Origin of the sequence: Enterococcus sp. NPDC086594, assembly GCF_044746145.1 — a bacterium.
In the GTDB taxonomy this organism is placed as follows: Bacteria; Bacillota; Bacilli; order Lactobacillales; family Enterococcaceae; genus Enterococcus_D; species Enterococcus_D entomosocium.
In genome coordinates this window covers 493,639-520,244 of the sequence record NZ_JBIVBP010000001.1, presented here as the reverse complement: position 1 = coordinate 520,244, position 26,606 = coordinate 493,639, and the positions used below count along the sequence as shown (strand labels likewise).

Sequence of the window (26,606 nt, the reverse complement as noted above, 5' to 3'; positions counted from 1 at the left end):
AGACAGTGGAATCAACGAAAAACAAACATTTAACGATCGGAATGAACGAAGACATTCCCTTTGGTCAAGCAGTACTTTTAGGATTACAGCATGTGTTGGCAATGGACGTGTATGTGCCGCCATTTATTATCGCAACCGCGGTGGCGATGTCCTCTTCAGACGCATCAGGTTTGATCCAATCGACCTTTTTAGGAGCAGGGATCGCTTCTTTGATCCAAGTCCTCTTTTTCTTGAAATTACCCGTATGTCAAGGACCATCCTTTGTACCCGTTGGAGCGATCATCGGTATTTATTTTGGTGCCAACGGCATGGACACGGTGTTAGGTGCCAGCATTGTTGGTGCCGCAGCAGTCATTTTACTAGGTTTTACTGGAATCTATAAGTATATCGTTCGTCATTTTATTCCTACGATCGTCAGTGGAACGATCATCATGATCGTTGGTTTGACGCTGTTGCCAACGGCCTTTACTAGCAATATCTATCCTGCCACTGAAACACTAAGTGCCAATCAAAACATGTTGTTGGCTGCGATTACTGCGGCGATTTTGATCTTGTTTTCCATGTTAGGCGATTATTTTCCAGGAATGGGAAAATACTTCCGAATCAGTTCGGTCATTATTGCTTTGGTTATCGGTACCGTGATTGCTTCCTTTATGGGAGGCGTTGATTTTCAGTCGGTGGCGGATGCTTCTTTCTTTAGTCTGCCAAAACTGGTATTTCTAAACTATGGCCTGCACTTTGATGTTTCAGCGATCTTAACGATGCTAGTGATCTATATGGTGCTCCTAGCAGAAACAACAGGTACTTGGTATGCGGTCAGTTCCGTGACAGAAGAACCTGTTACGGATGAACAGATCAATAAAGGCGTGATCGGCGAAGGATTAGGCTGCTTGGTTGCCGCCTTAGTAGGAACGACCCCTGTGACTGGTTATTCTACCAATGCAGGGATCATTTCGATCACTGGGGTTGCTAGTAAAAAAGTCTTTGTGATGGCATCCGTCTGGTTTATCCTATTGTCCTTTATGGGAAAACTTTCAGCCTTGATTCACGCAGTACCTTCTGCTGTCATCGGCGGCGTGTTCGCGGTCGTCTGTGTCATTATTTTGTTGAGCGGCTTTCGGGTCATTAAGAATGAAGAGTTTTCCGAGCGTGAGTTGTATATTATCGGGGTACCGTTGATTATTGCCATCGGCTTGTTGTTTATGCCAGCAGAAATCAAAGAATCTGCGCCTCAATTCTTACAATATTTATTAGATTCACCGATTGCTTTAAGCGCTATTGCGGCGATCGTCATGAATAAATTGATCCCAGTGAAGAAAAAATAGGAAGTAAATGGGGAATGAGACCTTGTCTCGTTCCTTCTTTTGTTACAAGTCTGTGTAAAAAGAGGGTTTTTTGTAATATAGGAAAGGTTTTCTAAGGTTAACTGGTTTACCTGAAAACAAAATAACTGTAATGTTAAAAATTACAGCAGAGAAAAGCTTGATATGATAGTCTTTTTCAATTCTTACGAAACGTAAGGTAACTGTCGTTTTCGTAATCATCTGTAATGATTTCTTTACCTATGAAATATTCTTCGGTGTTAGACTTGTTTATGCGCTTGAGTCATCTCAAATGACGCAAAATGAGTTTCAAAGAAGGAGATTTAATTATATGAAGTCTTTAAAAACTGTTTTACTTAGTACAGCTGTCCTTGCCGGTTTCGGCCTTTTCTTAGGTGGGAAAGACGCCTTTGCAGACGAACAATACACTGTTCAATCTGGTGATACATTATCAACAATCGCTACTAACTTTTACGGTTATAGCTCTGATGATACGATCAGTGCGATCGTTGAAGCAAACGAGATTGCTGATAAAAACTTGATTTTTGTTGGGGAAGCATTGATCATCCCTACAGATGGCACTGCCACTTATACAGAATCTGCAAACACGACTGCTGCAGCAAGTGTACAACAACCAAGTGAACCAGCAGCTTCACAATCAAGCAACACACAATCTGCTGCTGCAAGCACACAAAGCAGCTCAAGCTACAGCTCTTCAGCTAGCGGCTCAGAAGCTTCAGCAAAAGAATGGATCGCAAACAAAGAATCTGGTGGTTCTTACACAGCGACAAACGGACAATACTACGGCCGTTACCAATTAACCAACTCTTACTTAAATGGTGACTATTCAGCTGCTAACCAAGAAAAGGTTGCCGATGAATATGTTGCATCACGTTATGGTTCTTGGTCTGCTGCCAAAGCATTCTGGGAAGCAAATGGTTGGTACTAAGATTCTAAAATGAATCTTGTCCATGACATCTAGTAATCAATTGCCCTTATTGGCGAGTACATCTTACTCGCTGATAAGGGTTTTTTTGTATCTTCTGAGAGAGATGAATGAATGTAACGCCGCATGCAACTCTCAAGAGTCATTTTCAGGCAACATGCCATTGATAAAAAATCCCTTTTTACACGGCAACCATGTATAATAGTAGGAAATAGAGCAGAAAGCGATTCAATCTGTCAAAATTGAGACAGAAAATGACGGTTTTGATAGTAGAAAGTGAGGGAAACACAATGAGTACATCGATTGAAGAAAAAATTGCACAAAAAATGCAGCGATTTCAAGCATTTGGGGAAGGCTTGCCGGGAGCCAAAGTCTATTACCGCGAAGATTGGGATGCAATCTACTTTGATTTAGTAGGAAAACAGTTTGGGATCATGAGTCCGCAAGCAGAAGAAACAGCATTTTTGACTTTGAAAAATCTGCCCGAGGTCAACGAAACGCTGCGAGAGCAATTTCCTGACGTCATCATTCCGGGGTATTATGCCAATAAGACCCATTGGAATACCATCAAGTTGGCATCTGATGCCTTGATGGAAGAAAACATCGAACAAATGATTTTGGTTTCCTACGATCTAGTCAAACAAAAACTGACAAAAAAACAAAAAAGTGAGCTGTAAAACAGCGAATCGTAAGTCAAAGATTTAGCGCCAGAAAATAAGGAAGACCCTCTTGAGGATCATCATAATCCCTTTATTATTCGTTATTTTCGCCAACATTTATGCAATATTTTCAAAGAGCTTTCATGAAAGCTCTTTTTGTTTTATTTGTTCGCTTGTTTCTAGTCGTGATCCATGGTAAATTGTTGTGCAACCGAAATTTTTTGGCAGTCTTTTCTGCTAAACACAAAGGAGTGGTACGTATATGGATCTGGTCTTACGCCATGTCAAAAAGTACAAAGCGGCAACCAGCATTGCCTTATTATCGGTCATTTTAATGGTCGTTGCTGCATTATGGCAGCCAAAGCTCTTGCAGCAAGTGCTAGAATCAATTATTACCGAAAACAATGATGAAATGAAAAAAATTGGTGTGCAGTTGATTGGGCTAGCATTGCTAGGCCTTGTTGCAGGGATCATCAACACGGTTTTTTCTGCGAAAGTGGCGCAAGGCGTTAGTGCCGATATTCGGGAAGAGATGTTTCGGAAAATCCAGACATTCTCATTTGGAAATATCGAAACCTTCTCAGCGGGAAATCTTGTGGTGCGCTTGACCAATGACATCACGCAAATTCAAAACTTAGTGATGATCTCGCTACAATCGTTGTTTCGGATCCCGTTCTTATTTATCGGTGCCTTCATTTTGGCGATGACAACCATGCCGCAACTGTGGTGGATCATCGTCTTACTGATTATCGCTGTCCTAGTGATTACGGCACTATCCTTTACACGGATGGGCAAACACTTTATGATCATCCAGAACTTGATCGACAAAATCAATGGGATTGCCAAAGAAAATTTGATGGGGATTCGTGTGGTGAAATCTTTTGTTCAAGAAGACAACCAACTGCAAGGCTTTTCTAAAGTCAGTGAAACGTTAACGAAGCATAATATTATTGTAGGAACCCTGTTCTCTGTAATGATCCCCTCCTTTATGCTGGCGGCCAACTTAGCAGTGGTCGGCGCGATTTTCTTTGTCAGTGATCTAGCGAAAGATGACCCAACTTTGATTGGGGGAATTGCCTCATTCATGAATTATTTGATGCAAATTATGATGGCGATCATTATCGGCGGCATGATGATGATGATGACTTCACGGGCTGCAGTTTCGCTAAAACGGATCAAAGAGATTCTAGATACCGAACCGGATCTGCAATACCAAGATGTCCCAGAACAAGAATTGTCTGGAAGTGTCGCTTTTGAAAACGTCAGCTTCCGTTACCCTGGGGATGAAAAAAATGCCCTAACGGCTATCAGTTTTACCATCAAACCTGGCGAAATGATTGGGATCGTAGGAGCGACTGGTGCCGGCAAATCAACACTGGCGCAACTGATTCCCCGTTTGTTTGACCCAACAGAAGGTGTCGTGCGGGTTGGCGGTGTTGACTTGAAAGAAGTCAATGAACAAAGCTTGCGTAAAACGGTCGCTTTTGTCTTGCAAAAAGCGATCCTCTTTTCAGGAACGATTGCCCAAAACTTACGGCAAGGGAAAAAAGATGCCTCAGAGTCTGAGATGTCTCGCGCAACAGAAATCGCTCAAGCCAGCGAATTTATTCAAAAATTGACAGCGGGTTTTGAAGCGCCGGTCTCCGAGCGCAGCAGCAATTTTTCTGGAGGACAAAAGCAACGCTTATCGATTTCTCGAGGCGTGATCGGTGAACCGAAAATTTTGATTTTGGATGATAGTACGAGTGCATTAGATGCTCGTTCGGAAAAATTGGTTCGCGAAGCGTTTGAAAAACAATTAAAAGACACGACAACAATCATTATCGCGCAAAAGATTGCCTCTGTTGTGAAAGCCGACCGCATCTTCGTTTTAGATAATGGACGTTTGGTTGGTGAAGGAAGCCATGAATTTTTAGCCAATAACAATGCCATCTATCAAGAAATCTTCGCAACACAGAAAGGAGAGGAGTAACCATGACAGATTTGTTCAAAGCGAGTAAATTTTTCTACCATTACTTAAAACAATACAAGTGGTCGTTTCTATTCATTTTTGTGACGGTGATTCTGGCAACGTATTTGCAAGTACAAGCGCCAGTCTTTATCGGAGAAGCGTTCCAGGAATTGGCGAATTATGTTGGCGGTTTGATGCAAGGGGTCGATGATAAATCGGCTTTTCTATCGATCATTTGGAAACTGTTGATTTTTTATGTCTTAGCCAGTGCAGCCAATTTTGTCTATAGTATCTTGTTCACGCAAGTGGTGGGGAAATCAACCAACAGAATGCGGATCGGTTTATTTAATAAACTGGAAAAATTGACGATCAAATTCTTTGATTCTCATCAAGACGGTGATATTTTGAGCCGTTTCACCAGTGACTTGGATAACATCCAAAACAGTCTGAACCAAGCATTGTTGCAAGTGCTGACCAATGTAGTCTTAATGGTGGGGATCTTGATCATGATGTTCCGTCAAAACGTTGAATTGGCATGGGCAACGATTGCTTCTACCCCGATTGCGGTGTTGATCGCGGTGATCGTGATCCAAAAAGCCCGCAAATATGTCGATCTGCAGCAAGATGAAGTCGGAAAATTAAACGGCTATATCGATGAAAAAATCAGTGGTCAACGAATCATCATCACCAATGGACTGCAAGAAGAAACCATCGATGGTTTTCTGGTCCACAACCAACAAGTCCGGGAAGCTACCTACAAAGGGCAAGTCTACTCTGGGCTGCTTTTCCCCTTGATGCAAGGGATGTCCTTGTTGAACACGGCAATCGTGATTTTCTTTGGTGGCTGGTTAGCATTGAACGGTGACTTAGAACGTTCCGTTGCTTTAGGATTAGTTGTGACCTTTGTCCAGTATTCGCAGCAGTATTACCAACCATTGATGCAGATCTCTTCTGGTTACAGCATGATTCAGTTGGCGATCACCGGTGCGCGCAGAATCAATGAAATGTTTGATGAACCTGATGAGGTCAAACCAAAAGACGGGATCAAAGTGAAGGGCATCAAAGAGGCGGTTGCTTTGAATCATGTGGACTTTGGGTATGACAGTCAAAAATTGGTCCTAAAAGATGTGTCGATCACGGTCAACAAAGGCGAAATGGTCGCATTGGTCGGACCGACTGGTTCAGGAAAAACGACCATCATGAACTTGTTGAATCGCTTCTATGATGTGAATGGTGGTTCTGTGACCTTTGACGGCATCGACATCCGGGAGCTAGACTTGGATCTGCTGCGTTCTCAAGTGGGAATCGTTTTGCAAGAATCCGTGCTGTTCTCAGGGACGATTCGTGAAAACATTGCTTTTGGGAAACCAGAAGCGACCGAAGCAGAAGTCATTGCAGCAGCGAAACAAGCCAATATCCATGAGTTTGTTATGACGTTGGAAAAAGGCTATGACACGGAGATCACCGAAGAGAACAACCTTTTCAGTACTGGTCAAAAACAATTGATGAGTATTGCCCGAACGATTCTGACCAATCCAGAATTGTTGATTTTGGATGAAGCCACCAGTAATGTCGATACCGTGACCGAAGCGAAAATTCAACGAGCAATGGATGAAGCAATCAAAGGACGAACCAGTTTTGTGATCGCCCATCGCTTGAAGACAATTTTGAATGCCGATCGCATCGTTGTCTTGAAGGACGGCGAAGTCATTGAAGAAGGCAATCACCATCAATTGGTGGCGGCTGACGGCTTTTATGCGGAACTGTATCACAATCAATTCGTTTTTGAATAAGCGCAAACCAACGTAAAATCATCAAGAAGACACTAGCAGGACAGCCCGAAATTTCGTCAACTAATCGACGAAACAGCGGGCTGTTTTTTTTTTAGGTTAAAGCAAGCGCTTCTTATGACGACAATGTCTATGAGCAGTTAGTGGTATAAGAGATCCGTTGATCTGATAAACAAAAAAGATCAGCCTTAAGCATGGTCTTCTTTGGTTTTTTAGTGATACGCAGCGGTTTGAGTCAACCACTCAATAAAATGGTCTGGCTGTTGCGTATCCTGTGCCACGATATTCCACTGCTGGTTTTTGCAGCGGGTGCATTCATGCAGCACCTGATAGCCTTTTTTGGAATGTTGGCGATAGTCAATCGGTCGCATCAAGCCATGGCAAGTATTTTGACGATCACCCGGGCGAATATCCACGTGTAACGAGTAGAGACACTGGGGACAATGGTTGCGGTAAGAACCATTGGTCAAGGGTGCCACAGGCGTACTGCAGTTTTTACAAACAAAGGTCGTATTTTCACCTTTTCTCATTTTGCTTTCCTCCAAAAGAATGATTTCTTTTGAGAGAAAAGGGTTCCGTTCGTTCTTCATCAGGCTTCTTTGGCTAGGGACACATTCACCGTCCGTAACGATTACTTCTGCTTCCAGCTTCATGCGATTTCGCAATCCGTACCACGCTTAGTTTTTTCGTTTTGTGCTAAGCACTGTGTTGCGGCAGCCCACAACCCAGCAGTAAGTGTAGTCCAAAGTCACTGTCATTGGCGTCGTCCCCTAGAAAGCAATTGAGGAATGCTTTTTCATAGAGTCCCTCCTATGTGTTTATGAGGGGATTATAGCAGAAATAGAGTTGGAATTCTATGACAGAGAAAACCTGATCGTAATTTATCTCCTTTTTTATCTTTAAAAACAACAAAATGTAGATTATAATGCTATTTTATGACAAAATGTTCGTATGTAGGTTTCGCTCAATTTTATTTTGGTCACTGAAGAAGAGACACGGAATCACAAAATGGAGGAAGGATGACCTAACGAAAGGAGAACAAAAATGTTTGGTACGAACAAGAAATCTGAAAATTCGAATGGCACACAAGGCAAGAAACGAAAAAAGCGTTTGACTGTAGAAGACCTGATCAACCAGTATATTGTAGAAAAAGAGGTTCATGAATTGAGTGAGGGACTGTCTGTTCAGATCTTTAATGACTTATCTGCACACCGAATACATTTCATGGAGATCCCCAACCTTAGTTACAAAAATCTCGGAGCAGCTATCCAAATCGACCAAAACTGGATTAAAATCAAGCAACAAGATACGATCATCAAACAACAGGCACAGATCATTCAGCTTTTGAAAGAAACACGATAGAAGAAAAGTGTTTTTTTCTATTGAAAAACCGAAGAACGAGCTGAGCGTTTTTCCTTGAAAAGGAGGGCCGTTAGCTGGTTCTTCGGTTCTTTGTTGACGATGAAAGATTAATAATACTCCCCGTGGCGATAGTCCCATGAGTTGAAGTGATCAGAAAGGTACATTTGGATTTTTTCAACATCGAGTCCTTTACGGATCAAGACAGGTGCGGGAGTGATGGAGCGTTGGTCTCCTTGCTCTGGAATCAAGTTACCGTCTTTATCAACGAAAGAAACCATGACTCCTTGTTCGTAGCGGGTTTCCAGCGTTTTGTCTGGTTGGATCGATGCAACATAGTCGTTGCCTTCAATGATTAGATCGGCTTCTTGCGCGATTTGTTCGCCGATCCCTTCAACAAGTCCGCGGTTTCCTTTGCCTGAAGGGTTCGCTGAGCTGGCGAAAAGCAATTTCTTTTTTTGATCCCAAAGTTCTTTTGAGATCTGCTCACCAGGGACACCGAATTTGATCACGAAACAGCTGGTTCCCCGAACGTCCGTCATCAATTCTTCTGAACCATCTTTTGGGATATAGGCTTTTCCTGATTCTTTCCAAGGCAAAATCGCACCGAATAACACGTCATTGTTCCAACACGTTTCATAAACGGCGGCGGTTTCCGCATTTAATTCGGCTAATTCATGTAGCTGCTCCAATGAGCTGCAAAGAACGACGCCTGGTTTGTTACGCTTGCGATTCTTTGCTGAAAACTTGCGTTCCAGCCCTTTTTTATCAGAGACGGCAATGATATAGCCGACTTTGGTTGGGCAGACGATCACTTTGCCTTCTTCATTCAAATAGTTGATCGCTCGTTGGTTTGGTTCTCCTGTCCATGGGACTTGTTTTGCTTCATTCACTCTCTTCATCCTCCCTGTCTTCCAATGAATCGCCGTTATGAAAAATATAACGGAATATTCTGAAAATTCTGATTGAATATGGTTACCCTTGATGATAAGGGAATCAATCCGCGTAGTCAAGGGGATTTACACCAGAATGTAAAAAGAGTGGAATAGAAAGATCGAATATGCATCACTAGAGAATAGAGTGAATGATTGACAGCAATACTATTTTTTTCCGCTTTGTATGAAAAAATTGACTGTTTTTTATGTTATTTATATGGGAAGATAGGCTTATAGATAGAAGAATGCAATCAATTTGATAGTTTTTTTGAAAAAAAGAAAGAGGAGTATCATGAGTGAAAAGAAAAAAATACGCAAACTTTTGCTGGCATCGATTGTCGCTGGGAGTATCTATGGCGGCGGTGCCTTGCTTTTTGGGTTACTGGTCAGTTATAACGTCCTCTTGTTAGATGGTGTTTATACATTGATTGGTGCAGTGATGTCACTGATTGCTTTGTATGTGGCAAAATATATCCAAGCCCAAGACTTTGAACGTTTCCCATTCGGCAAAGAAGCGTTGATGCCGTTGGTTGTTTTTATTCAATATAGTATCATCTTGCTGATCTCAATTTATGGAATCATTGAATCTGCTTTTAGTTTATTACACGTCAGTGATGGCATGATTGATCCAATCGGTTTGTATTTCTCGCTGATTGGTACGATCTACTGTTTCTCTTTTTACTTGTACTTAAAAAAGAAACCACTGACTCATCCCTTTTACTGGGTAGAACTAGAACAATGGCGTTTCGGCTTTTTCTTTAGTCTGGGTGTCGTCGGTTCATTTCTTGTGTCATGGCTGATTCAAGCCAGTCCCTATGGGAATTTTGCGATGTATGTCGACCCAATCATCTCCATCGGGATCACCCTATTCTTTATCCAGCTTTCGATAAAAGAGTTGAAAGCAGCGATTTTAGAATTGACTTCTTCTACCCCAAAAGAAGAACTGCGAGAAACGATCATGACGATCGTTGAAAAAGAATTGCGCGCAGAAGAAGTGGTGGACTTTGTGTTACGTACCGCTAAAGTCGGTAATCAAGTTATTGTGGAATTAGATGTAGTGATTTTACCTGCAACTCCTCTTGATACAGTAGGGCGGCAAGATCCCTTGCGAGAACGATTGAATCAAGCAATCAGTCAACAGATTTCCGGTTATTCCCTCTGGCTAAACATAAATTTTGTCGGTGACATCAAATGGGCGTATAGTGAGGAGTAAGAATGGCTGCTAATCGGTCACTGACGGAATCAACTTGTGAAAATGACAGAGAAAAGAGGAAACAAATGACAATTCTGAAAACCTATGGAAAAATCACCGCAGCACTTTTCTTGTTAGCGGCAAGCATCAATTTATTTTTAGGCCCGCATCATGTGGCAGCTGGCGGTGTCAGCGGAATCGGTATTTTATTAGAGTCAGCACTCGGTTGGGATCGAGCGGCTGTGATCATGGTCTTGAATATTCTCATGCTTATTCTTGCCTATGCCTTTTTAGGGAAGGGCCCTTTTTTGAAAGTCCTTTATGGTAGTTTTGCTTTTCCAGTAGCAATTGCTTTAGTCCCAGAATATATGGTGGCTGAAGACCGGCTGCTTTCCGTGATTTTTGGCAGTGCGATTTTTGCTTTAGGAGTAGCGATTTTGTATAAAAATCAATCTTCTAGCGGTGGCACAACGATTCCACCGCTGATTTTCAAGAAATACTTTAATTTGAATCCAGCGATTGGCTTGCTGGCGACCGATGCGATCGTTGTTTCTATGAACTTGTTCGTTTTCGGGTTTGAAGAGTTCTTGTTTGCGATATTATCGATCGTGATCACCTCTGGTGTGATGACCTACATTGAAACGGGCTTTAACCGGAAGAAATCCATCATGATCTTAAGTGAGAACCACGTGAACGAGATTCGAGAAGCAGTCTTTGATAAAACAGCTCGTGGTGCCACACTATTGGCTGCCCAAGGCGGCTACCAGCAAGCAGACAAACAAGTACTGTTGATCGTGGCCAGCGACCAAGAATTTATGCAGATCAGACAAATCATTGAGACCATTGATCCAAAAGCGTTTGTGATCGTCAATAATGTCTCAGAAGTACTGGGCCAAGGCTTTAGTTATCACCCAATCGAATGAGCGTATTCTCGCTTGTTCAGCGTATGAAACCACCCTCGTCAAGTAGGCAATCTACTCGACGAGGGTGGTTTTTAAGGTCCATGATTTTCAAATAGCTTTACTCCGTAAAGTAATCGGGAAAGGCCTTTTCCACAAAAATCAAATCGTTATCAATGACATCAATGTGTTGTCCGACCAAGGGAGCAATTTTGGCTTGGTCTTTTTCTTTTAAAGTGGCTAAGATTTCTTCGTGATCCCGCAAAATAATTTCCCAAGACAATTCCTCCACCTCTAAACGTAAGAAGCGGAAGCGATTTAAAGGCAGATTGATCGTTTGTAGCCAATTCCAGACATTTTCTTTGTCTGCAATCTTATAGATCAACTGATGGAAGGCCTCGTCGAGTTGGAAAAACTCGATTTCATCCTTCAATTGGGCATAGGTCCGCTGCAAAATAACGAGTTTTTCTAGTTCTTTCAGCTGCTCTTCTGTAATGGCTTGGCAGGCCGCTACGAATACTTCTTTTTCAAGCGTCTCTCTGACAAAACGAGCTTCTTCAATTTGTTTGATACTGATTTTAGAAATATAGGTGCCGCTTTGGGGAACGACATGGATCAGTGCTTCACGGCGCAGACGAATAATTGCTTCACGGATCGGCGTCCTGCCAATGGTTAGCCGTTGCTCCAATTCCTTTTCAGATATTTTTTGACCGGGAATCAGTTTGGCGGTTAAGATCAACTCTTTGATTGATTCATAAGCTTGTGATTGAAAATTTGTAGGGTTCAACATAAACGCTTCTTTCTGTATCAGGCATTCAATTACCTTCTAAAGAAAAACTCTGAAGGAAGGTGCCTAGGGATAGTTTTGAGTAATAAAACTAGTATATAAGTTGAATAACCTTTTGTAAAGGCTTGCAATTCAGTATAGAATGAACTAGAATACTAATATATCAGTTTTAAGAAAAAGGAGGAAGTAGGATGTTTGATTTTGCTGCCTTGAAGCAGGCAGGAGTTACGATGCCGATCGTTCCCAAAGAAGTGACGGATCAATCAGATACTCAGTTTCAATGGTTACACTTTGGTGGGGGAAATTTGTATCGGGCATTTCACGCAGAAGTAGCCCAAACGTTGATCGATCAACAAGCGCTGACAAAAGGAATCGTAGTTTGTGAAACCTTTGATGAACAGGTGATTGATCAAGTATATGCCCCTTACGAGAATGATATTTTAGAAGTGGTCATGCATGAAGGGGGACGGTTGGAGAAAAAATTGCTCCAGTCAACGGCGGCTAGTTATTATTGCCATCCTTCCCGTGCTGCGAGTTATGAGCAAATACGCAAAGTATTTCAGGAGCCGTCACTACAGTTGGTTACCGTAACGATCACAGAAAAAGGCTATGGCTTAAAAGACAGTCAGGGGAAATTTTTACCTGTCGTACAAGCGGATCTCGCTGCGGGTCCCCATCAGGTCAACCATACAATGAGCATTTTGGCTAGCTTTTTATGGGATCGTTTTCAATCAGGGGCACTTCCGATCGCTATGGTTTCCACCGATAATTTTTCGCAAAATGGGCTCCGTTTCCAAATGGCGATTGTCACCATCGCAAAAGAATGGCAAAAGCTGGGGCATGTTTCAGAAGCGTTTGTCCGATACTTAGAAAACAACGCGCAGGTGACGTTTCCGTGGTCAATGATCGATCGGATCACGCCAAATCCTTCGACAGCAGTTGCAGAGGAATTAGCAGCAGCTGGCATTCAGCAGTTGCCAGTTACACATACCGATAAAGGAACGAATATCGCTCCGTTTGCTAACACAGAGGCGACTCATTACTTGGTGATTGAAGATGATTTTCCAAATGGTCGCCCGAATTTGGATAAAGCGGGGGTGATCTTGACGAGTCGAGAGATCGTCGACAAAACCGATAGTATGAAAGTCACAACTTGTTTGAATCCACTGCATACCGCAATGAGTTTGTTCGGCTGTTTACTCGGTTATACATCTATTGCTGCGGAAATGACCGATCCAGATATTGTTGCTTTGATCAAAGGAATCGGCTATCGTGAAGGCTTGCCGGTAGTGGAAGATCCTGAGATCATTCAGCCAAAGAAATTTATCGATGAGGTGGTGGGCCTTCGTTTACCGAATCCCCTGATTCCTGACACTCCACAGCGGATCGCCGCAGATACCTCACAGAAAATCGCCATCCGTTTTGGCGAAACCATCAAAAAGTATGTGGAGAAAGAAGGCTCGGCTTCTGAGCTGACTTTCATTCCCTTAGCGATTGCAGGCTGGTTGCGTTATCTATTAGCGATCGATGATGAAGGCCATCCATTTGGCCCAAGTCCTGATCCCCTCTTAGCAGAATTACAAGAGATTTTACGTGAGTGTCAGTTAGGGACAGCCGCCGATGTTCAAGGGATCATTCGACCAATCTTAGCAAATCCGCAGATTTTTGGTTTGGATCTTTATCAAGCAGGAATCGCTGAAAAGGTGGGTCACTTGTTCGCTAAGATGCTGGCAGGAACCGGCGCAGTCCGTAAAACATTACATGAAACAGTAGAAGGGATCGAATAAAAAATGGAAATGACATTTCGTTGGTATGGAAAAGACTACGATAAAATCAAGTTAGCAGATATCCGTCAAATTCCTGGAATGAAAGGCATCGTCGGCACACTCTTTGATTTGCCTGCTGGGGCAGTTTGGCCGAAAGAACGGATCAAGGCGCTCGTGGAAGAAGTCGAAGCAGTTGGCCTTTCCCTGAAGGTGATCGAAAGCGTCAATATTCATGATGACATCAAGATTGGCTTGCCTTCGAGAGACCTGTATATCGAAAACTACAAAAAAACGATTCGTAATTTGGCAGCATATGGGGTCGAAGTGATCTGCTATAATTTTATGCCGATTTTCGATTGGATCAAAACGGATCTCGATTATCGCTTAGCCGACGGTTCTTCTACGATGGCATTTGAAAAAGCAGGGATCGACAAAGACCCAGAAGAGATCGTCAAAGAAGTTGAGGAGTCAAGCTCTGGCTATACCTTGCCAGGCTGGGAACCAGAACGTTTGGCACATGTCAAAGAATTGTTTGCTGCGTATAAGGATGTCGATGATGACAAATTAAGAGAAAACTTTGCTTATTTCCTAAAAGCCATCATTCCCACCTGTGAAGAGGTCGGCATCAAGATGGCTGTTCATCCAGATGATCCTCCCTATTCGATTTTTGGTCTGCCTCGTATCGTTAAAAACCGCGATGATTTGGATTGGGTCTGCAACGTGGTAGACAGTCCGTCAAATGGTATCACACTTTGTACTGGCAGTATCGCCGAAGACCCAGCCAATAATGTCTATGAGATTTTGGCTGAGTTTTGTCGCCGGGATCGGATTCCTTTTGCCCATGTTCGTAACATTCAATACTTGGGCAATGACAAAGACTTTTATGAAGCACCGCATCTCTCATCTGAAGGCTCATTAGACATGTATCAGATCCTAGAAGCGATGTACAAAAATGGCTTTGACGGCTACATTCGACCAGATCATGGGCGAATGATCTGGGGAGAAACGGGACGTCCAGGCTATGGCTTGTATGATCGGGCGATCGGCGCTTCCTACTTATTAGGGTTGTGGGAAGCCATCGACAAGAGCGTGGGGCGTTAAGAAAAGGAGCGAAGAAATGTTTTTAACTGACGATTTTATTTTGAAAAACAGCTTTGCCAAACAGTTGTACCATGAGTATGCAAAAAAGCAGCCGATCATTGATTACCATTGCCATTTAGAGCCGAAAGAGATTTTCGAAAACCAAAACTTCACCAATCTCACCCAAGCGTGGCTGGCGGGGGACCATTACAAATGGCGCTTGATGCGTGCCAATGGTGTTGCAGAATCTTTGATCACTGGCGATGCTGATGACTACGAAAAATTCTGTGCTTGGGCGCAGACCTTGGAGGCTTGCATTGGCAATCCATTATATGTCTGGACCAATTTGGAATTGAAGCGAATCTTTGGTATTGATGAGCGGTTGACACTAGCCAATGCAGCAAGCATTTGGGAAAAAGTCAATCAACAGCTGCAGACGAAGGAATTTTCACCACGAGAACTGATCAAAAAGATGGCCGTTGAGGTAATCTGTACGACGGATGATCCCATTGATTCGTTGACATATCATCAAAAGTTGGCAGAAGAATCCTTTGCCGTGTATCCTACCTTTCGTCCTGACAAAGCAATCAATCTGCAGAATCCAGAATTTCCAGCATACCTTAAGCAATTGGCTGCAGCTGCGAACAAAGAAATCACTAGCTATCAAACGCTGGTTGAAGCATTGGCCGTACGTATTTTTTACTTCCAGCAACGGGGCTGTCGTTTAGCAGATCACAGTCTATCACGTCTTGGAGAGGAAGCCTACGATACCGCTGCACTTGAAGCGATTTTTCAGAAGCGTTTGACCACTGGGACACTGACTAATGAAGAAATCAGACAGTTTCAAACCGGCTTGCTGATTGACTTGATGAGCCAATACGCGAAGCAAGGCTGGACCGCGCAATTGCATCTGATGGCGACTCGCAACAACAGTCAAAAACTTTTCCAACAACTAGGACCTGATAGCGGCGGTGATGCGATGGGGGACGATCGTCTAGCGAGCGGCTTGAGTCGGACATTGGCGCAGCTTCAGGCGGAAAGCTTATTGCCGAAGACGATTTTGTATTCACTGAACCCCAAAGATTATCCAGTGTTGACTGCGCTGATGGGGGCGTTCCAAGAAGAGAGCAAAGGCAAGCTGCAATTAGGCTCTGCTTGGTGGTTCAATGATACGTATTCTGGTATGCGATATCAGTTGACGACCCTAGCAGAAGGCGGGATTCTCGGAAACTTCGTCGGCATGCTGACGGATTCTCGCAGCTTTTTGTCTTACCCACGCCACGAGTATTTCCGGCGGATTTTGTGTCAGGTGATCAGTGAATGGGTGGAAGACGGACAACTGCCAGCAGATGAAATGTATTTAGGGCAGATCGTCGCAGACATCTCCTATCACAATGCGAAAACCTACTTTGATTTTCCAAACTAATGACTACTCGATTCGTTCTTGGCTTGCTAGAGAAGGAATCGAGTGTTTGGATGGCTATTGCTAAAGTTGCGTCTGTTCATTTACTATTGGCAGGGAATCCAGTACTATGATAGAAAGAATCAAAGAAGGAGCGAGTAGTATGAATCCATTCTATGAAGAAGTCTATGCGCTGGCGCGGCAGATCCCTTTTGGTAAAGTCGTCTCCTATAGTCAGATTGCGTGGAAATTGGGACAAATCAACGGCGCGCGAGCAGTCGGTCGAGCGATGCGCTTGAGCCCTCAGGATGTCCCTGCCCATCGAGTCGTGCGGGCAGATGGCGTCTTAGTTGGTCCCACCGCCAATGTGCGAAAAGCAGCACTCGTCGATGAAGGGGTGGTCTTCAAAGCCAGTGGTCGTATCGATATGAAGGCTTGCAGTTGGTCCATGAGCGAGATCGCTCCCGCTCAAATGAAGGAGCCATTATGAAAAAACGTGAATTTATCGTGCAAGATCTGTTGAGTAAAATCTATCAGGAAGAATTTTCTGCCGGCAAATTACCCAACCAAAGAACCCTTGCGCAAACCTATGGCGTTTCGCGGTTTACGATCCAGCAAGCAATCAAAAACCTTGAAGAGATCGGGATCGTCAAAGTAGTTCAAGGTTCAGGGATTTTTATCCATGAAAAATGGGTCAAAAATCCAATGATCTTTAATTCCTTGACCCGTACCCCTTATGACCGAATCCATTCCAAAATGATTTCCTTGAATAAGGCGGCAGCAACGTTGGATGAACAGCAGATTTTCCAAATAGGCCCAGACGAGGAGGTCTGGACCTTTGAACGAGTGCGGATCGTTAATTACAAAATCGAACAGCTGGAAACCTCTAAATTGCCTGTCAGCCTATTTCCCGAATTGACACAAGAAATCGTGGAGCACTCGATCCAACGCTATGTCGAAAGCTGCGGGTACCGCATTTCCCACTACATCACCAGCTATACCCCCATCACCACATCGACTGCGCAGTCGGGCATTTTATTGTGCAAACGGGGGACGCCGGCAATGCAGATCAGCAATCGGGCGATTTTAGAAGACGGCCGCGTGTATGAGTTCAGCAATATCGTTGCCATTGATTATGCCGTGACCTACATCCGTCCCTTTGACCGCGAGATCCATCGCTCACGCATCGATTGATTTGGAAAAGCAAATTTGCCAGTTGCGTCTTTTTTACCCAGAAAGAACAAAGACATCCCCTGTCGGTTGGACAGGGGATGTCTTTTGTTGTGTTTAAGGAGTGATCAATGTGCCGTCTGGTGTACGGCTCTGGGTCCATTCATGTGGACGGTAAACCACGGGAAATTCCGCAGCAGCTGCTTCATCAAACGTGATCCCGATCCCGCTTTTCTCGATCGGATAAAAATAGCCGTTTTCAGGTTGTGGACTGCCACCAAAGACCGACTGGGTATTTGCTGGGATCGCAATCATTTCTTGGATCGCGGCATTGTGCAGATGGATATTTAGATGGGTGTTGACGGCTAAGCCGACAGGGCTGATATCAGACGGCGTGTGCCAAGCGATCCGAATGCCCATCGCATCGCAGAAGTGAGCCAATTTCAATGCTGGCGTGATCCCACCGATTTGTGAGACATGGGCACGCATAAAGTCGATCTGTTGATTTTTGACTAGCTCTTGCCATTCCATCGGATTATTGAACAATTCGCCGGTCGCGATCGGGGTCGCCGACTGGCTGCGGAGTTGCTGCAACCACTTGTTTTGATCCGGCGGCAAAATATCTTCTAGGAAAAAGAGATTAAAAGGTTCAGCGGCTTTTGCAAATTGAATCGCTTGGTTTGGATGCAGCCGTTCATGAACGTCATGCAGCATTTGAAATTGATTGCCGTATCGTTCTTGGATCGCAGCAAACATTTTCAGTGTTGTGTCCATGTAGTCTGTTTGATCAAAATAGGAACCAGCGATGGGCTGATCGGGTGTTTGCAGTTGGCTAGGGTTTCCACCATAAAAGCCTAATTGGCAACGGATATAGCGATACCCCTCAGCCAAGAAGCGATCGATTTCTTGATAAAGGTCTTCGAGATTGTCTGCCACGGCATGGGTATAGGCGGGAATCGCCGTACGCGCTTTTCCACCTAACAGTTGATACAATGGCATATCGGCTAATTGTCCCTTGATGTCCCACAAAGCCATGTCGACTCCTGAGATGGCATTGTTGGTGATCGGACCATTCCGCCAGTAAGAATTGACATTCATCACTTGCCAAAGATCTTCGATTTGATTGGCATCGCGGCCAAGTAAGAGGGGGCGTAAATACTCGTCAACGACGGTTTTTACGGCTAGTGGGCGAAACTGGAAGGTTGCGCAACCTAACCCAGATACGCCTTTGTTCGTTTCTACTTTAACGACAACAAGGTTATGACGATCAGGTTTGATCGCAAAGGCTTTGACGTCGGTGATGATCGTTGGTGTCATTTCATTCACTCCAATTTTTGTCTCTAGTTGCTATAGCCATTGAAACATGCTTGGCAACCGCTGTCAATTTGGTCTAATAAAAACTGGATATACACCATAAAACCAGTCCAATTTTTGCCTATTTTATAATAAAACGTTGATATATAGCGTTTTTATTCTGGTTTTATCAAAAAAGGACTGGTTTTACAAGTCTGTGTGAGCATGCTACTATGTGTGTGAAAACGGAAACACCTGAAAGGGCGCCCGTCAAAAGGATCAGGACCGTTAGCAAACAACAGGGGGAAAAAAAGATGACCAAAGAAGACATCGTAAAACAGATCATTAAAGATGTTGGCGGATCAGACAATATCAACAATGCATGGCACTGTATGACTCGCTTGCGTTTTGATTTAAAGGATGAGAAAAAAGTCGACTATGCGGCGTTAGAAAAAACACCCAAAGTCGTAGGAACAAAATATCAAAGCAATCAGCTGCAAGTAGTGATAGGAACGGATGTTGCTGATTATTATGCACCTTTAGCCAAAGAATTAGGTCTTGATGAAGCGAACCAAGGGGAAACATCAGAGAAAAAAGGAGCCGTTTCCTTATTTATGGATACCGTTTCTGGCGTTTTTGGTCCGATCGTTCCAGCTATCGCTGGCGCAGGAATGATCAAAGGATTAATGGCTGGATTGGTGGCTTTGAATGTCATCTCTAATCAAACAGACACCTATTTAGTGATCGACATGATCGCGAGCGGCGTATTTACATTCTTGCCATTTTTTGTTGCTGCCTCAGCCGCTCGGATTTTTAAAACCAATCAATATTTAGCGATCGCAATCGCGGCAACGCTGCAATTTCCAACGATGACCAATGCGGTAGCCGAAGGAAGCATTTCCGCCTTTCGTTTGTTCGGCGTACTGCCAGTACCCGTCTTTAACTATGCAGGGACAGTGATTCCCATTATCTTTGCCGTGCTAGCGCTTAGCTATATTTACCGTTGGGTCGATAAACTCTTACCACAAGTGCTGCGTACCGTGTTTACACCGACGATTTCGTTGTTTGTCGCTGGTATCTTGACATTAACGGTCATTGGCCCAATCAGTATCCATCTAGGAAACTTACTGGCTGCTGGCGTGGCTGGGTTATTCACTATCTCGCCTGTCTTAGCAGGAATTGTGGTAGGGGCGATTCGTCCAATCGCAATCTTCACGGGTCTGCATCATGCCATGACCCCGATCGCTTTGCAAAACTTCGCCAATCAAGGGTATGACATGTTGATGCCAATGATGTTTATGGCAAATATGGCAATCACCGGCGCAACAGCAGCTATTTATTTCAAAGTCAAAACCAAAGAAGAAAAATCGATCATTCTATCTTCGGCTGTTTCGGGCTTGTTAGGGATCACAGAACCTGCGTTATTCGGGATTTTGTCGAAGTATAAAAAAGCCTTTATCGCAGCAACAGTTGGTAGTTCTGTGGCGTCTGCCTTCATCAGTTTCTTCGGTGTTCGGATTTATGGATATATTCTTTCAAGTATCTTTAGTTTGCCAGCCTATATTGGGGAATACTTTATCTATGCTGTTTTAGGGATCATCTTGGCAATCGGCTTATCCTTTGCAATGAGCTGGTTCTTGGTACCAAATCAAGCAGCCGAAGGCGATCGTTACACCAACGAAGTGGATCTGCATGCCGTGACCCATGGAGAATATGTCCCATTAGAAGATGTACCAGATGAAGTTTTTTCAACGAAAATGATGGGAGAAGGCTATGCCATCGAGTCACAAGATGGGCAAATCTTTGCACCGGTCAGTGGCGAAGTCACCACTGTGTTCCCTTCAAAACATGCCGTCGGGATCAAAACCCAAAACGGCGTTGAAGTTCTTGTGCATATGGGGATCGATACAGTCTCACTTGGCGGGCAAGGCTTTGATGTCTTTGTCAAAGCTGGGGAGCAAGTCACTCCGCAAACCAAACTGGCACAAATGGATCTACCTTATATCAAGCAGCAAGGCAAAGAAACCATGGTGATCGTTTTGATCACCAACATGGATCGCGTGCAGCAATTTTCTGGAAGTACTGATTTAGAAGGCAGACACCAAGCCGGTGCATTGCTGGAAAAAGTCGTTTTGAATGCCTAATAAAAGAAAAAAGATGAGCTTCATTAATGAAGTTCATCTTTTTTTTATTGCAATTAACTACGCAGCCCGCGGCCTTTTTGGATCAAGTACCAGCATACGCTGTATAAGACAACAATGAACAAGACCAAAATACCGATGGATAGGAAAATTGGGACATCGATGGTGCCTAAAAAGCCGTAGCGGAAACCAGAGATCATATACACGATCGGGTTGACTTTGGAGATCGTTTGCCAAATCGGCGGCAGCATGCTGATGGAGTAAAAGACGCCTCCAAGATAGGTCAATGGTTGTAAAACAAAGGTTGGCACGATGGAAACATCGTCAAAGGATTGGGCGAAGATCCCATTTAGCAACCCTGCTAATGAAAATAAGATGGCGGTCATGACAAGGGTTAAGACAACGATGACCCAAGAATACACATGTAATGGCACGAAGAAAAGGGAAATGATGGTCACCAATGTGCCCACCAAGATACTACGGCCAAGTCCGCCAAAGACAAAGCCCCAAATAATGACGTGAGTAGGAACCGGCGCCACTAAGAGTTCCTCAATGTTTTTTTGAAACTTCTGTGAAAAGAAGGAAGAAGACACATTGGAGTAAGAGCTGGTGATCGTCGACATCATGATCAGCCCGGGAACGATAAATTCCATATAAGAAAAGCCGCCCATTTCGCCGATGCGGCTGCCGATCATTTTCCCAAAGATAATGAAGTATAAGGAAGTAGTGATGACGGGTGGGACGAGGGTCTGCACCCAAATCCTTAAATAGCGGTTGGTCTCTTTGACCGCTAAACTTTTTAAGGCTGTAAAATAAAGACTAAACATGGTTTTCCTCCGCTTCGTGTGCTTCTTCGGTGATTTTCAAAAATAGTTCTTCCAAGCGATTGGATTTGTTGCGCATGGAGAGGACATTGATCCCTTGCTGGCTGAATTGAGCAAAAAGATCGTTGACGCCTTGGTCTCGAGCGACTTCAACGGCGATGGTCTGTTCATCTTCCATTTGGATCGGATATCCAGTGATCGTTGGTGCTTGTTTGATCGGTGCGATATCAAAAAGAAAGGTTTCAAATTGCAGTTTTGCCAACAAAGATTTCATACTAGTGTTTTCGATCAGTTCACCAGATTGAATGATCCCGATATTGCGGCAAAGCATTTCCGCCTCTTCTAAATAATGGGTCGTCAAAATGATCGTTGTGCCATTTTGGTTCAGCTCCCGCAAAAAGCTCCACATTTCCCGACGCAATTCGATATCGACACCTGCCGTCGGTTCATCCAAAATCAATAGCCGTGGTTCATGCATCAGGGCACGAGCGATCATCAAACGGCGTTTCATCCCGCCTGACAGCATCCGCGCACGAACATTGCGTTTTTCCCACAAATTCGACTGCTTCAAGTATTTTTCGCTGCGCTTGATGGCTTCGTTGCGGGGGACACCATAATACCCGGCTTGATTGACCACGATCTGCTGGACCGTTTCAAAGGGATTGAAATTGAATTCTTGGGGAACTAGACCAATCTGTTGTTTGACTTGGACCAATTCTTTGTCTAAATCGTAGCCGAAGACTTTGACGCTTCCGGAAGATTTATTGACAAGAGAGGTGATAATGCCGATGGTGGTGGATTTTCCAGCGCCGTTTGGGCCTAACAAGGCATAAAAGTCGCCTTCTTCTACCGTCAAATTTATGCCCCGCAACGCTTCAACGCCGGTAGCATAGACTTTGCGTAAATCGGTTAGTTCTAGTGCATAGGTCATGTTTATTTGAACTCCTTCTATGTATGATGGTTTATTCTATCATTTTTTTTCAAGAAGAACCGCATGTTTTGATTTTTTCATTCGATTAGATAACGATTGTTGCTAATTGATTAAAAGTGGGAAAGAGACAAAAGAAAAAACGACCGTTTGATCGTTTTTTCGATAAAGTCGATTGTTAGCATAAATACCGTTCTGGTCGTTCTGTCTGTCCTAGTAAGTAATCGACAGAAACATTATAGAGGGAAGCTGCGTGTAGCAGCGTCAATACATCGGGTAAGCGATCGCCTGCTTCGTATAAGGTGTAATCGGGGTAAGACACATCGAGATGCTGGCATACTTCTTTTGGGCTCAATCCGCGTTCTTCTCTTAAAAACTTGAAGCGGCAACGCAAGGTGTCTAATAAAAAAGCTTCTTCTAATGTCACTTTGCGGTCCTCCTTAAAAAATTGCGCTTCCTTTCGCACTGTTCTCTTTTTATTGTACCAACAAAAGCAAAATATGCGAAGTAATTCACATGAAGGTCGAACGGTTTTTGTTAAAAAGTGAAACAAATGACTTGCTCTGAGACGCGTTTCATACAGTATGCTTGATTTATAAAAAGGAAGGCGGGATGAAAAAATGAATACATACATGAAGAAAAATGGTGCGGAATGTTGTTATGTAACGTTGGCTTTTGATGGACAACAACTGGTATTGACGAAGCCAAAAGGGTTCTTTCAAGAACGATTAGTAGAAATTCCTGTGGATGAGATCAGTCACTTGACGTGTGATGAACACTTCGGGTCTCAGCGCATCGGTTTTATTCATCACAATGATTACTATGAATTTTATACATGTGGGTTAAGTGTGATAGACTATATGAAAGAACAATTATTCGTTTAAGGAGCAGTGAGTCATGGCAAACATTCGGGATATTGCACGCTTGACCGGTTATTCGGTCTCAACGGTTTCACGAGTCATTAATAACAATCCGTATGTCAGTGAAGAAAAGCGTCGTAAGATCCTGGCTGTCATGGAAGAGGTCAACTATATTCCAAATTACACGGCACGAGCGTTGAGTGTTGGTAAAACCAAAAATATTGGTGTGATTCTGCCATTTGTCAATCATCCGTACTTCGATCGCTTGTTGAGCGGCATCACGACAGCAGCGTTTGCTCGGGGTTATAAGGTGACGCTTTTAGCCACGAACTATGATCCGCAAGTAGAGGAAGCGTATTTGCAAGAATTTGCGGCGAAAAGCTTTGATGCCTTGATCATTGCCTCGCGGGCGAATCCGATCGAAACCTTATTGCCTTATCGTTCTTACGGTCGCATCGTCTTTTGTGAGAATATCTCGTATTTGACTGACGGTTGCACCTATATTGATCGAGAGGAATCAATCAAAGAAGTCTTTACGTATTTTAAGGAACAAGGTATCCAGAAAATCGGCGTGACATTGGGACGTAGCCGCAAGCTCAGCAGCAATTCAAAAATCACGGTCCGTTTGGCTCATGACTATTTTTCGACTTTTTCCGAAGACTTGATCTTTTGGGATTGTTTGACGGAAGAAGATGGCAAAGAAGCAGCTGCTTATTTTGCAGATAAAGGGGTCGAAGCGATTTTCACCAATGGGGATCATGTTGCTGCTGGGATCCAGTCGCAGGCGCCGGGAGAATGGCTTGTGATTGGACGGGACAATTTATACATCAGCGAGCTGCTGCAGCTTTCAACGATCGATCATCACTTGCAAGCTTGCGGGGAGACTGCCGTCCAATTGGCGATAATGGAAAAAAGCGGCAACTATCGCATGCCCTATGAGTTCATCAAACGATAGCATAGACGAAACGATGCGCAAACAAAGCCCCTGAACGGGCAGTGCTTGCGCATCGTTTTTTTAATGGGATTCGGTGTAATGGTCAATGATCTGTTTCAACAGCTGGGCGCTGCCGACGCCCGCTTTTTGATCGTAATAGGCGGTAAAACGCTCGTCTTGAACGTACATTTCCCCTAAAGATCGGTGATATTTTGCTGAGTAAAAGGGTGCTGCTTGTTTGAGCCATGCTTGATGTGCAGCAAAAGCCATTTGGGCTTTGTCAGAAGGGATTCGTTTCCCTTCCTTTTCAGTCAATAGCTCTTTTAACAGCTGTAATAAGCGGTTTTCGTTGTCGGTCAGTGCTTGATAATTGACTTGGGTCATCTGCTGCCACTTTTGGTTGCTTTTTTCGATGATCTCCTCACCGTAGGTTTCTCGTAACTCGGCACCGTAGTTTGCTTCGTTTTCACGAATTTTTTGTTTCTTAAAATAACTGAATTTCTCTTGATCGGTCATCGTCTTTTCTCCTTCATAATAATCAATTGTTTGCGCTAAGGTGGTCAAAAGACTGTCCAGGGCTGCTCGCTCTTGTAAAAGCTGTTGGTAATGCTGCAACAAGACCGTTTGGATCGATGCTTGCGGCTCATCCAAGATCCCGCGGATCGTTTCTAATGACAGCCCAAAAGACTTAAAATACAAAATCTGCTGTAGGCGATCGACTTCCTGTCTCCCGTAGATACGGTAACCAGCTGAGTTGGTGCGTTGCGGTTGTAACAGCTTGATCTGATCATAATACCGCAGGGTACGGCTGCTGACTCCTGACAGTTTGGCTAAGGCACTGATCGTATATTCCATCGGCTTTTCCCTCCTTACACCTGTATCCTAAAGGTTGACGTAACGACAAAGTCAAGAAAATTTTTTTGCGTTTTTTAAAATGTGCTATAATTATAACAAAGAAAGGAAGATAAGATGCAAATAGTTTTTTCTGATATTGATGGGACGTTTCAAGAAATGGGGCACCCGATTCATGAGATCAATAAAGAAGCCATCCGTTGTTTACAAGCCCAAGGGGATCACTTTGTGTTTGTCACAGGGCGAGGATTTGAGCTTGTTCAAGATATGATGGCGGAAGAAGGCCTTTCCTGCGATGTGATTTTCGGAAACGGCGCCGGTCTGATGATAAAAGGAGAAGCGCCTGTTTTGACGCATACCTTACCCTATAAGACATTGGCACAAGTGATTGGTATCTTAGAGACAGAAGCGGTTTTTTATTTCTTACATACTGACCATGGCATCATTTCCCCACAAGCGCATTTGTATGAAGCGCAATTTCAAGAAAGCCGTAAGCAGTTACTCGCGGAGTTAGGGGAGCGAGGGCAAATCATCGCTGACTACAAATACGAGTTCTTCTACAACGAATGCCTTCATAAAGACGACGTGTTGCAGTTTATGAAGGAACATCCAGAGATAAAGGTCATCAAAATCGAACTGATGGAAGCGTCAGACGAAAAAAGAGAACGGCTGCGGGCGATGATCCAGTCAGAAACGGCAGCGATTTTTCAATCCTTTGTCCAAACACTGGAAATCGTTGATCCATTGGCGACCAAAGGTGCGGCGATCCGTAGCTTTTTAGAAGCTTTTCCCGCTGCCAAAAGCTACGGGATCGGTGATGGTGAAAATGACCTTGCGATGTTTGAAGCGGTGGATGTTTCTTTGGCTGTAGCAAATGCCAGCCCAGCGATCAAAGCAGTTTGTGATCGAACCATTGAGCGCGCGGAAGACGGCGGTGTTGGCCGCTTTATTTTAACAGAATTAGTTTCGAGAGAGGATGTTGTGCATGAAGTTGATTGAAACCCCAGTAAACCAAAATCTAAATATGGAAACTTTTTACCCGAACATCTCCAAGTATCTATTCGACAAAATAGCGATCAAATACTATAAATTGTATTCGCTTGATCGGACGCAGATTCTCTATGTGGATAGTTTTGATACGATTTCTTTAGTATTGATCAACAATAAAAAGAAAATCAGTCGGGAAGAAGTCGATACAGCGATTCATCGTTTGCTGAAGGTCGATCGCAAAGACGTGACCGTCAATATCAATATTCGTAAAGAAATGGAAGCAAGAGGCATCACCTTTTCTAAACCGAGAAAAGATGTCATTCTTGTTCAATTTCCTGTGAAAGAACACTAGTTGAAAGAAGTTGGGACATGCACGTTGCAAGAGCAATCAAACGTTGAACAAAGGGGCGACCTTATACGAGCGCGTAAATAATGCGCAATAAGTAGGAGGTTGACCCATGCTTTTGAGCAATTTGTTCTCAGATGGATTGCCTTGTACTGGCAAAAACCCAACTTTTTTTTGAAA

26 protein-coding genes are annotated in these 26,606 nt (G+C 43.7%); 18 read left to right on the top strand and 8 right to left on the bottom strand.

Annotated elements, in window-relative coordinates:
- Positions 1-41: 41 nt before the first annotated feature.
- From ACIPK1_RS02400 to ACIPK1_RS02380, 5 genes are all read left to right on the top strand, one after another.
- Positions 42-1,325, top strand: coding sequence for a uracil-xanthine permease family protein (locus tag ACIPK1_RS02400; RefSeq protein ID WP_016612741.1), 1,284 nt, complete (start codon positions 42-44; stop codon positions 1,323-1,325).
- Between the two features lie 328 nt (positions 1,326-1,653).
- Positions 1,654-2,271 carry a LysM peptidoglycan-binding domain-containing protein gene (locus tag ACIPK1_RS02395; RefSeq protein ID WP_034878363.1) on the top strand — a complete coding sequence of 206 codons (618 nt, stop codon included), beginning with the start codon at positions 1,654-1,656 and terminating at the stop codon, positions 2,269-2,271.
- Between the two features lie 287 nt (positions 2,272-2,558).
- The gene (locus tag ACIPK1_RS02390; protein WP_034872119.1) at positions 2,559-2,945 is read left to right on the top strand and encodes an MmcQ/YjbR family DNA-binding protein; all 387 of its coding nucleotides are present in this window, start codon (positions 2,559-2,561) and stop codon (positions 2,943-2,945) included.
- A 244-nt stretch (positions 2,946-3,189) separates the two neighbouring features.
- Positions 3,190-4,899, top strand: coding sequence for an ABC transporter ATP-binding protein (locus ACIPK1_RS02385; RefSeq protein ID WP_005234099.1), 1,710 nt, complete (start codon positions 3,190-3,192; stop codon positions 4,897-4,899).
- A gap of 2 nt (positions 4,900-4,901) precedes the next feature.
- Positions 4,902-6,671 carry an ABC transporter ATP-binding protein gene (locus ACIPK1_RS02380; protein ID WP_005234100.1) on the top strand — a complete coding sequence of 590 codons (1,770 nt, stop codon included), beginning with the start codon at positions 4,902-4,904 and terminating at the stop codon, positions 6,669-6,671.
- Positions 6,672-6,880: 209 nt separating this feature from the next.
- On the opposite strand, the gene ACIPK1_RS02375 is transcribed toward ACIPK1_RS02380, so the two are convergent.
- The gene (locus ACIPK1_RS02375; RefSeq protein WP_301388234.1) at positions 6,881-7,198 is read right to left on the bottom strand and encodes an RNHCP domain-containing protein; all 318 of its coding nucleotides are present in this window, start codon (positions 7,196-7,198) and stop codon (positions 6,881-6,883) included.
- Between the two features lie 514 nt (positions 7,199-7,712).
- Here ACIPK1_RS02375 and ACIPK1_RS02370 point away from each other — a divergent pair.
- Entirely contained in the window at positions 7,713-8,030 is a 318-nt protein-coding gene (locus ACIPK1_RS02370; protein WP_005234102.1) for a hypothetical protein, read from the top strand.
- 107 nt (positions 8,031-8,137) lie between these two features.
- Here ACIPK1_RS02370 and ACIPK1_RS02365 read toward each other — a convergent pair whose 3' ends face one another.
- On the bottom strand, positions 8,138-8,929 hold the full coding sequence (locus ACIPK1_RS02365) for an L-threonylcarbamoyladenylate synthase (protein WP_005234103.1): 792 nt from the start codon (positions 8,927-8,929) through the stop codon (positions 8,138-8,140).
- Positions 8,930-9,254: 325 nt separating this feature from the next.
- Here ACIPK1_RS02365 and ACIPK1_RS02360 point away from each other — a divergent pair, with 325 nt between their 5' ends.
- Together ACIPK1_RS02360 and ACIPK1_RS02355 are read left to right on the top strand one after the other, a co-directional pair.
- The gene (locus tag ACIPK1_RS02360) at positions 9,255-10,175 is read left to right on the top strand and encodes a cation transporter (protein WP_086297959.1); all 921 of its coding nucleotides are present in this window, start codon (positions 9,255-9,257) and stop codon (positions 10,173-10,175) included.
- Positions 10,176-10,240: 65 nt separating this feature from the next.
- On the top strand, positions 10,241-11,077 hold the full coding sequence (locus ACIPK1_RS02355; RefSeq protein ID WP_005234105.1) for a YitT family protein: 837 nt from the start codon (positions 10,241-10,243) through the stop codon (positions 11,075-11,077).
- A 97-nt stretch (positions 11,078-11,174) separates the two neighbouring features.
- On the opposite strand, the gene ACIPK1_RS02350 is transcribed toward ACIPK1_RS02355, so the two are convergent.
- On the bottom strand, positions 11,175-11,843 hold the full coding sequence (locus ACIPK1_RS02350) for a GntR family transcriptional regulator (protein WP_005234106.1): 669 nt from the start codon (positions 11,841-11,843) through the stop codon (positions 11,175-11,177).
- A gap of 188 nt (positions 11,844-12,031) precedes the next feature.
- On the opposite strand from ACIPK1_RS02350, the gene ACIPK1_RS02345 reads away from it, so the two are divergent.
- The 5 genes from ACIPK1_RS02345 (at position 12,032) to ACIPK1_RS02325 (ending at position 17,282) form a co-directional block, all read left to right on the top strand.
- Positions 12,032-13,627, top strand: a complete 1,596-nt coding sequence (locus tag ACIPK1_RS02345; protein ID WP_301388236.1) for a mannitol dehydrogenase family protein — start codon at positions 12,032-12,034, stop codon at positions 13,625-13,627.
- Between the two features lie 3 nt (positions 13,628-13,630).
- Positions 13,631-14,707 (top strand): mannonate dehydratase, encoded by a 1,077-nt coding sequence (uxuA, locus tag ACIPK1_RS02340; RefSeq protein ID WP_008380661.1) that lies wholly within the window; start codon positions 13,631-13,633, stop codon positions 14,705-14,707.
- A 16-nt stretch (positions 14,708-14,723) separates the two neighbouring features.
- The gene (uxaC, locus tag ACIPK1_RS02335) at positions 14,724-16,112 is read left to right on the top strand and encodes a glucuronate isomerase (RefSeq protein ID WP_400449839.1); all 1,389 of its coding nucleotides are present in this window, start codon (positions 14,724-14,726) and stop codon (positions 16,110-16,112) included.
- Positions 16,113-16,251: 139 nt separating this feature from the next.
- Positions 16,252-16,578, top strand: a complete 327-nt coding sequence (locus ACIPK1_RS02330; RefSeq protein ID WP_008380664.1) for an MGMT family protein — start codon at positions 16,252-16,254, stop codon at positions 16,576-16,578.
- Complete coding sequence (locus ACIPK1_RS02325) at positions 16,575-17,282, top strand: GntR family transcriptional regulator (protein WP_005234110.1); 708 nt, start codon at positions 16,575-16,577, stop codon at positions 17,280-17,282. Before ACIPK1_RS02330 ends, ACIPK1_RS02325 begins: the two co-directional genes overlap by 4 nt.
- 93 nt (positions 17,283-17,375) lie before the next feature.
- Here the strand turns inward: ACIPK1_RS02325 and ACIPK1_RS02320 are convergent, their stop codons facing one another.
- Positions 17,376-18,575, bottom strand: a complete 1,200-nt coding sequence (locus tag ACIPK1_RS02320; protein ID WP_301388241.1) for an enolase C-terminal domain-like protein — start codon at positions 18,573-18,575, stop codon at positions 17,376-17,378.
- A gap of 290 nt (positions 18,576-18,865) precedes the next feature.
- Between ACIPK1_RS02320 and ACIPK1_RS02315 the strand changes: the two genes are divergently transcribed.
- A complete protein-coding gene (locus tag ACIPK1_RS02315; RefSeq protein ID WP_301388243.1) occupies positions 18,866-20,695 on the top strand; it encodes a glucose PTS transporter subunit IIA in 1,830 nt (609 codons plus the stop codon).
- A gap of 53 nt (positions 20,696-20,748) precedes the next feature.
- On the opposite strand, the gene ACIPK1_RS02310 is transcribed toward ACIPK1_RS02315, so the two are convergent.
- From ACIPK1_RS02310 to ACIPK1_RS02300, 3 genes are all read right to left on the bottom strand, one after another.
- Positions 20,749-21,519, bottom strand: coding sequence for an ABC transporter permease (locus ACIPK1_RS02310; RefSeq protein ID WP_005228499.1), 771 nt, complete (start codon positions 21,517-21,519; stop codon positions 20,749-20,751).
- Entirely contained in the window at positions 21,512-22,447 is a 936-nt protein-coding gene (locus ACIPK1_RS02305) for an ABC transporter ATP-binding protein (protein ID WP_005234114.1), read from the bottom strand. Before ACIPK1_RS02305 ends, ACIPK1_RS02310 begins: the two co-directional genes overlap by 8 nt.
- Positions 22,448-22,622: 175 nt before the next feature.
- Positions 22,623-22,871 (bottom strand): helix-turn-helix domain-containing protein, encoded by a 249-nt coding sequence (locus ACIPK1_RS02300; protein WP_005234115.1) that lies wholly within the window; start codon positions 22,869-22,871, stop codon positions 22,623-22,625.
- Positions 22,872-23,064: 193 nt separating this feature from the next.
- Between ACIPK1_RS02300 and ACIPK1_RS02295 the strand changes: the two genes are divergently transcribed.
- Positions 23,065-23,328 carry a hypothetical protein gene (locus ACIPK1_RS02295; protein WP_005228502.1) on the top strand — a complete coding sequence of 88 codons (264 nt, stop codon included), beginning with the start codon at positions 23,065-23,067 and terminating at the stop codon, positions 23,326-23,328.
- Between the two features lie 13 nt (positions 23,329-23,341).
- Positions 23,342-24,259 (top strand): LacI family DNA-binding transcriptional regulator, encoded by a 918-nt coding sequence (locus ACIPK1_RS02290; RefSeq protein WP_005234116.1) that lies wholly within the window; start codon positions 23,342-23,344, stop codon positions 24,257-24,259.
- 60 nt (positions 24,260-24,319) lie between these two features.
- Here ACIPK1_RS02290 and ACIPK1_RS02285 read toward each other — a convergent pair whose 3' ends face one another.
- Positions 24,320-25,093, bottom strand: a complete 774-nt coding sequence (locus ACIPK1_RS02285; protein ID WP_301388248.1) for a MerR family transcriptional regulator — start codon at positions 25,091-25,093, stop codon at positions 24,320-24,322.
- Between the two features lie 114 nt (positions 25,094-25,207).
- Here ACIPK1_RS02285 and ACIPK1_RS02280 point away from each other — a divergent pair, with 114 nt between their 5' ends.
- Both ACIPK1_RS02280 and ACIPK1_RS02275 read left to right on the top strand, forming a co-directional pair.
- Positions 25,208-26,089 (top strand): HAD-IIB family hydrolase, encoded by an 882-nt coding sequence (locus tag ACIPK1_RS02280; RefSeq protein WP_005234118.1) that lies wholly within the window; start codon positions 25,208-25,210, stop codon positions 26,087-26,089.
- Complete coding sequence (locus ACIPK1_RS02275) at positions 26,076-26,432, top strand: DUF1827 family protein (RefSeq protein WP_139960257.1); 357 nt, start codon at positions 26,076-26,078, stop codon at positions 26,430-26,432. The genes ACIPK1_RS02280 and ACIPK1_RS02275 overlap by 14 nt, the downstream gene beginning before the upstream one ends.
- Positions 26,433-26,606: the final 174 nt, after the last annotated feature.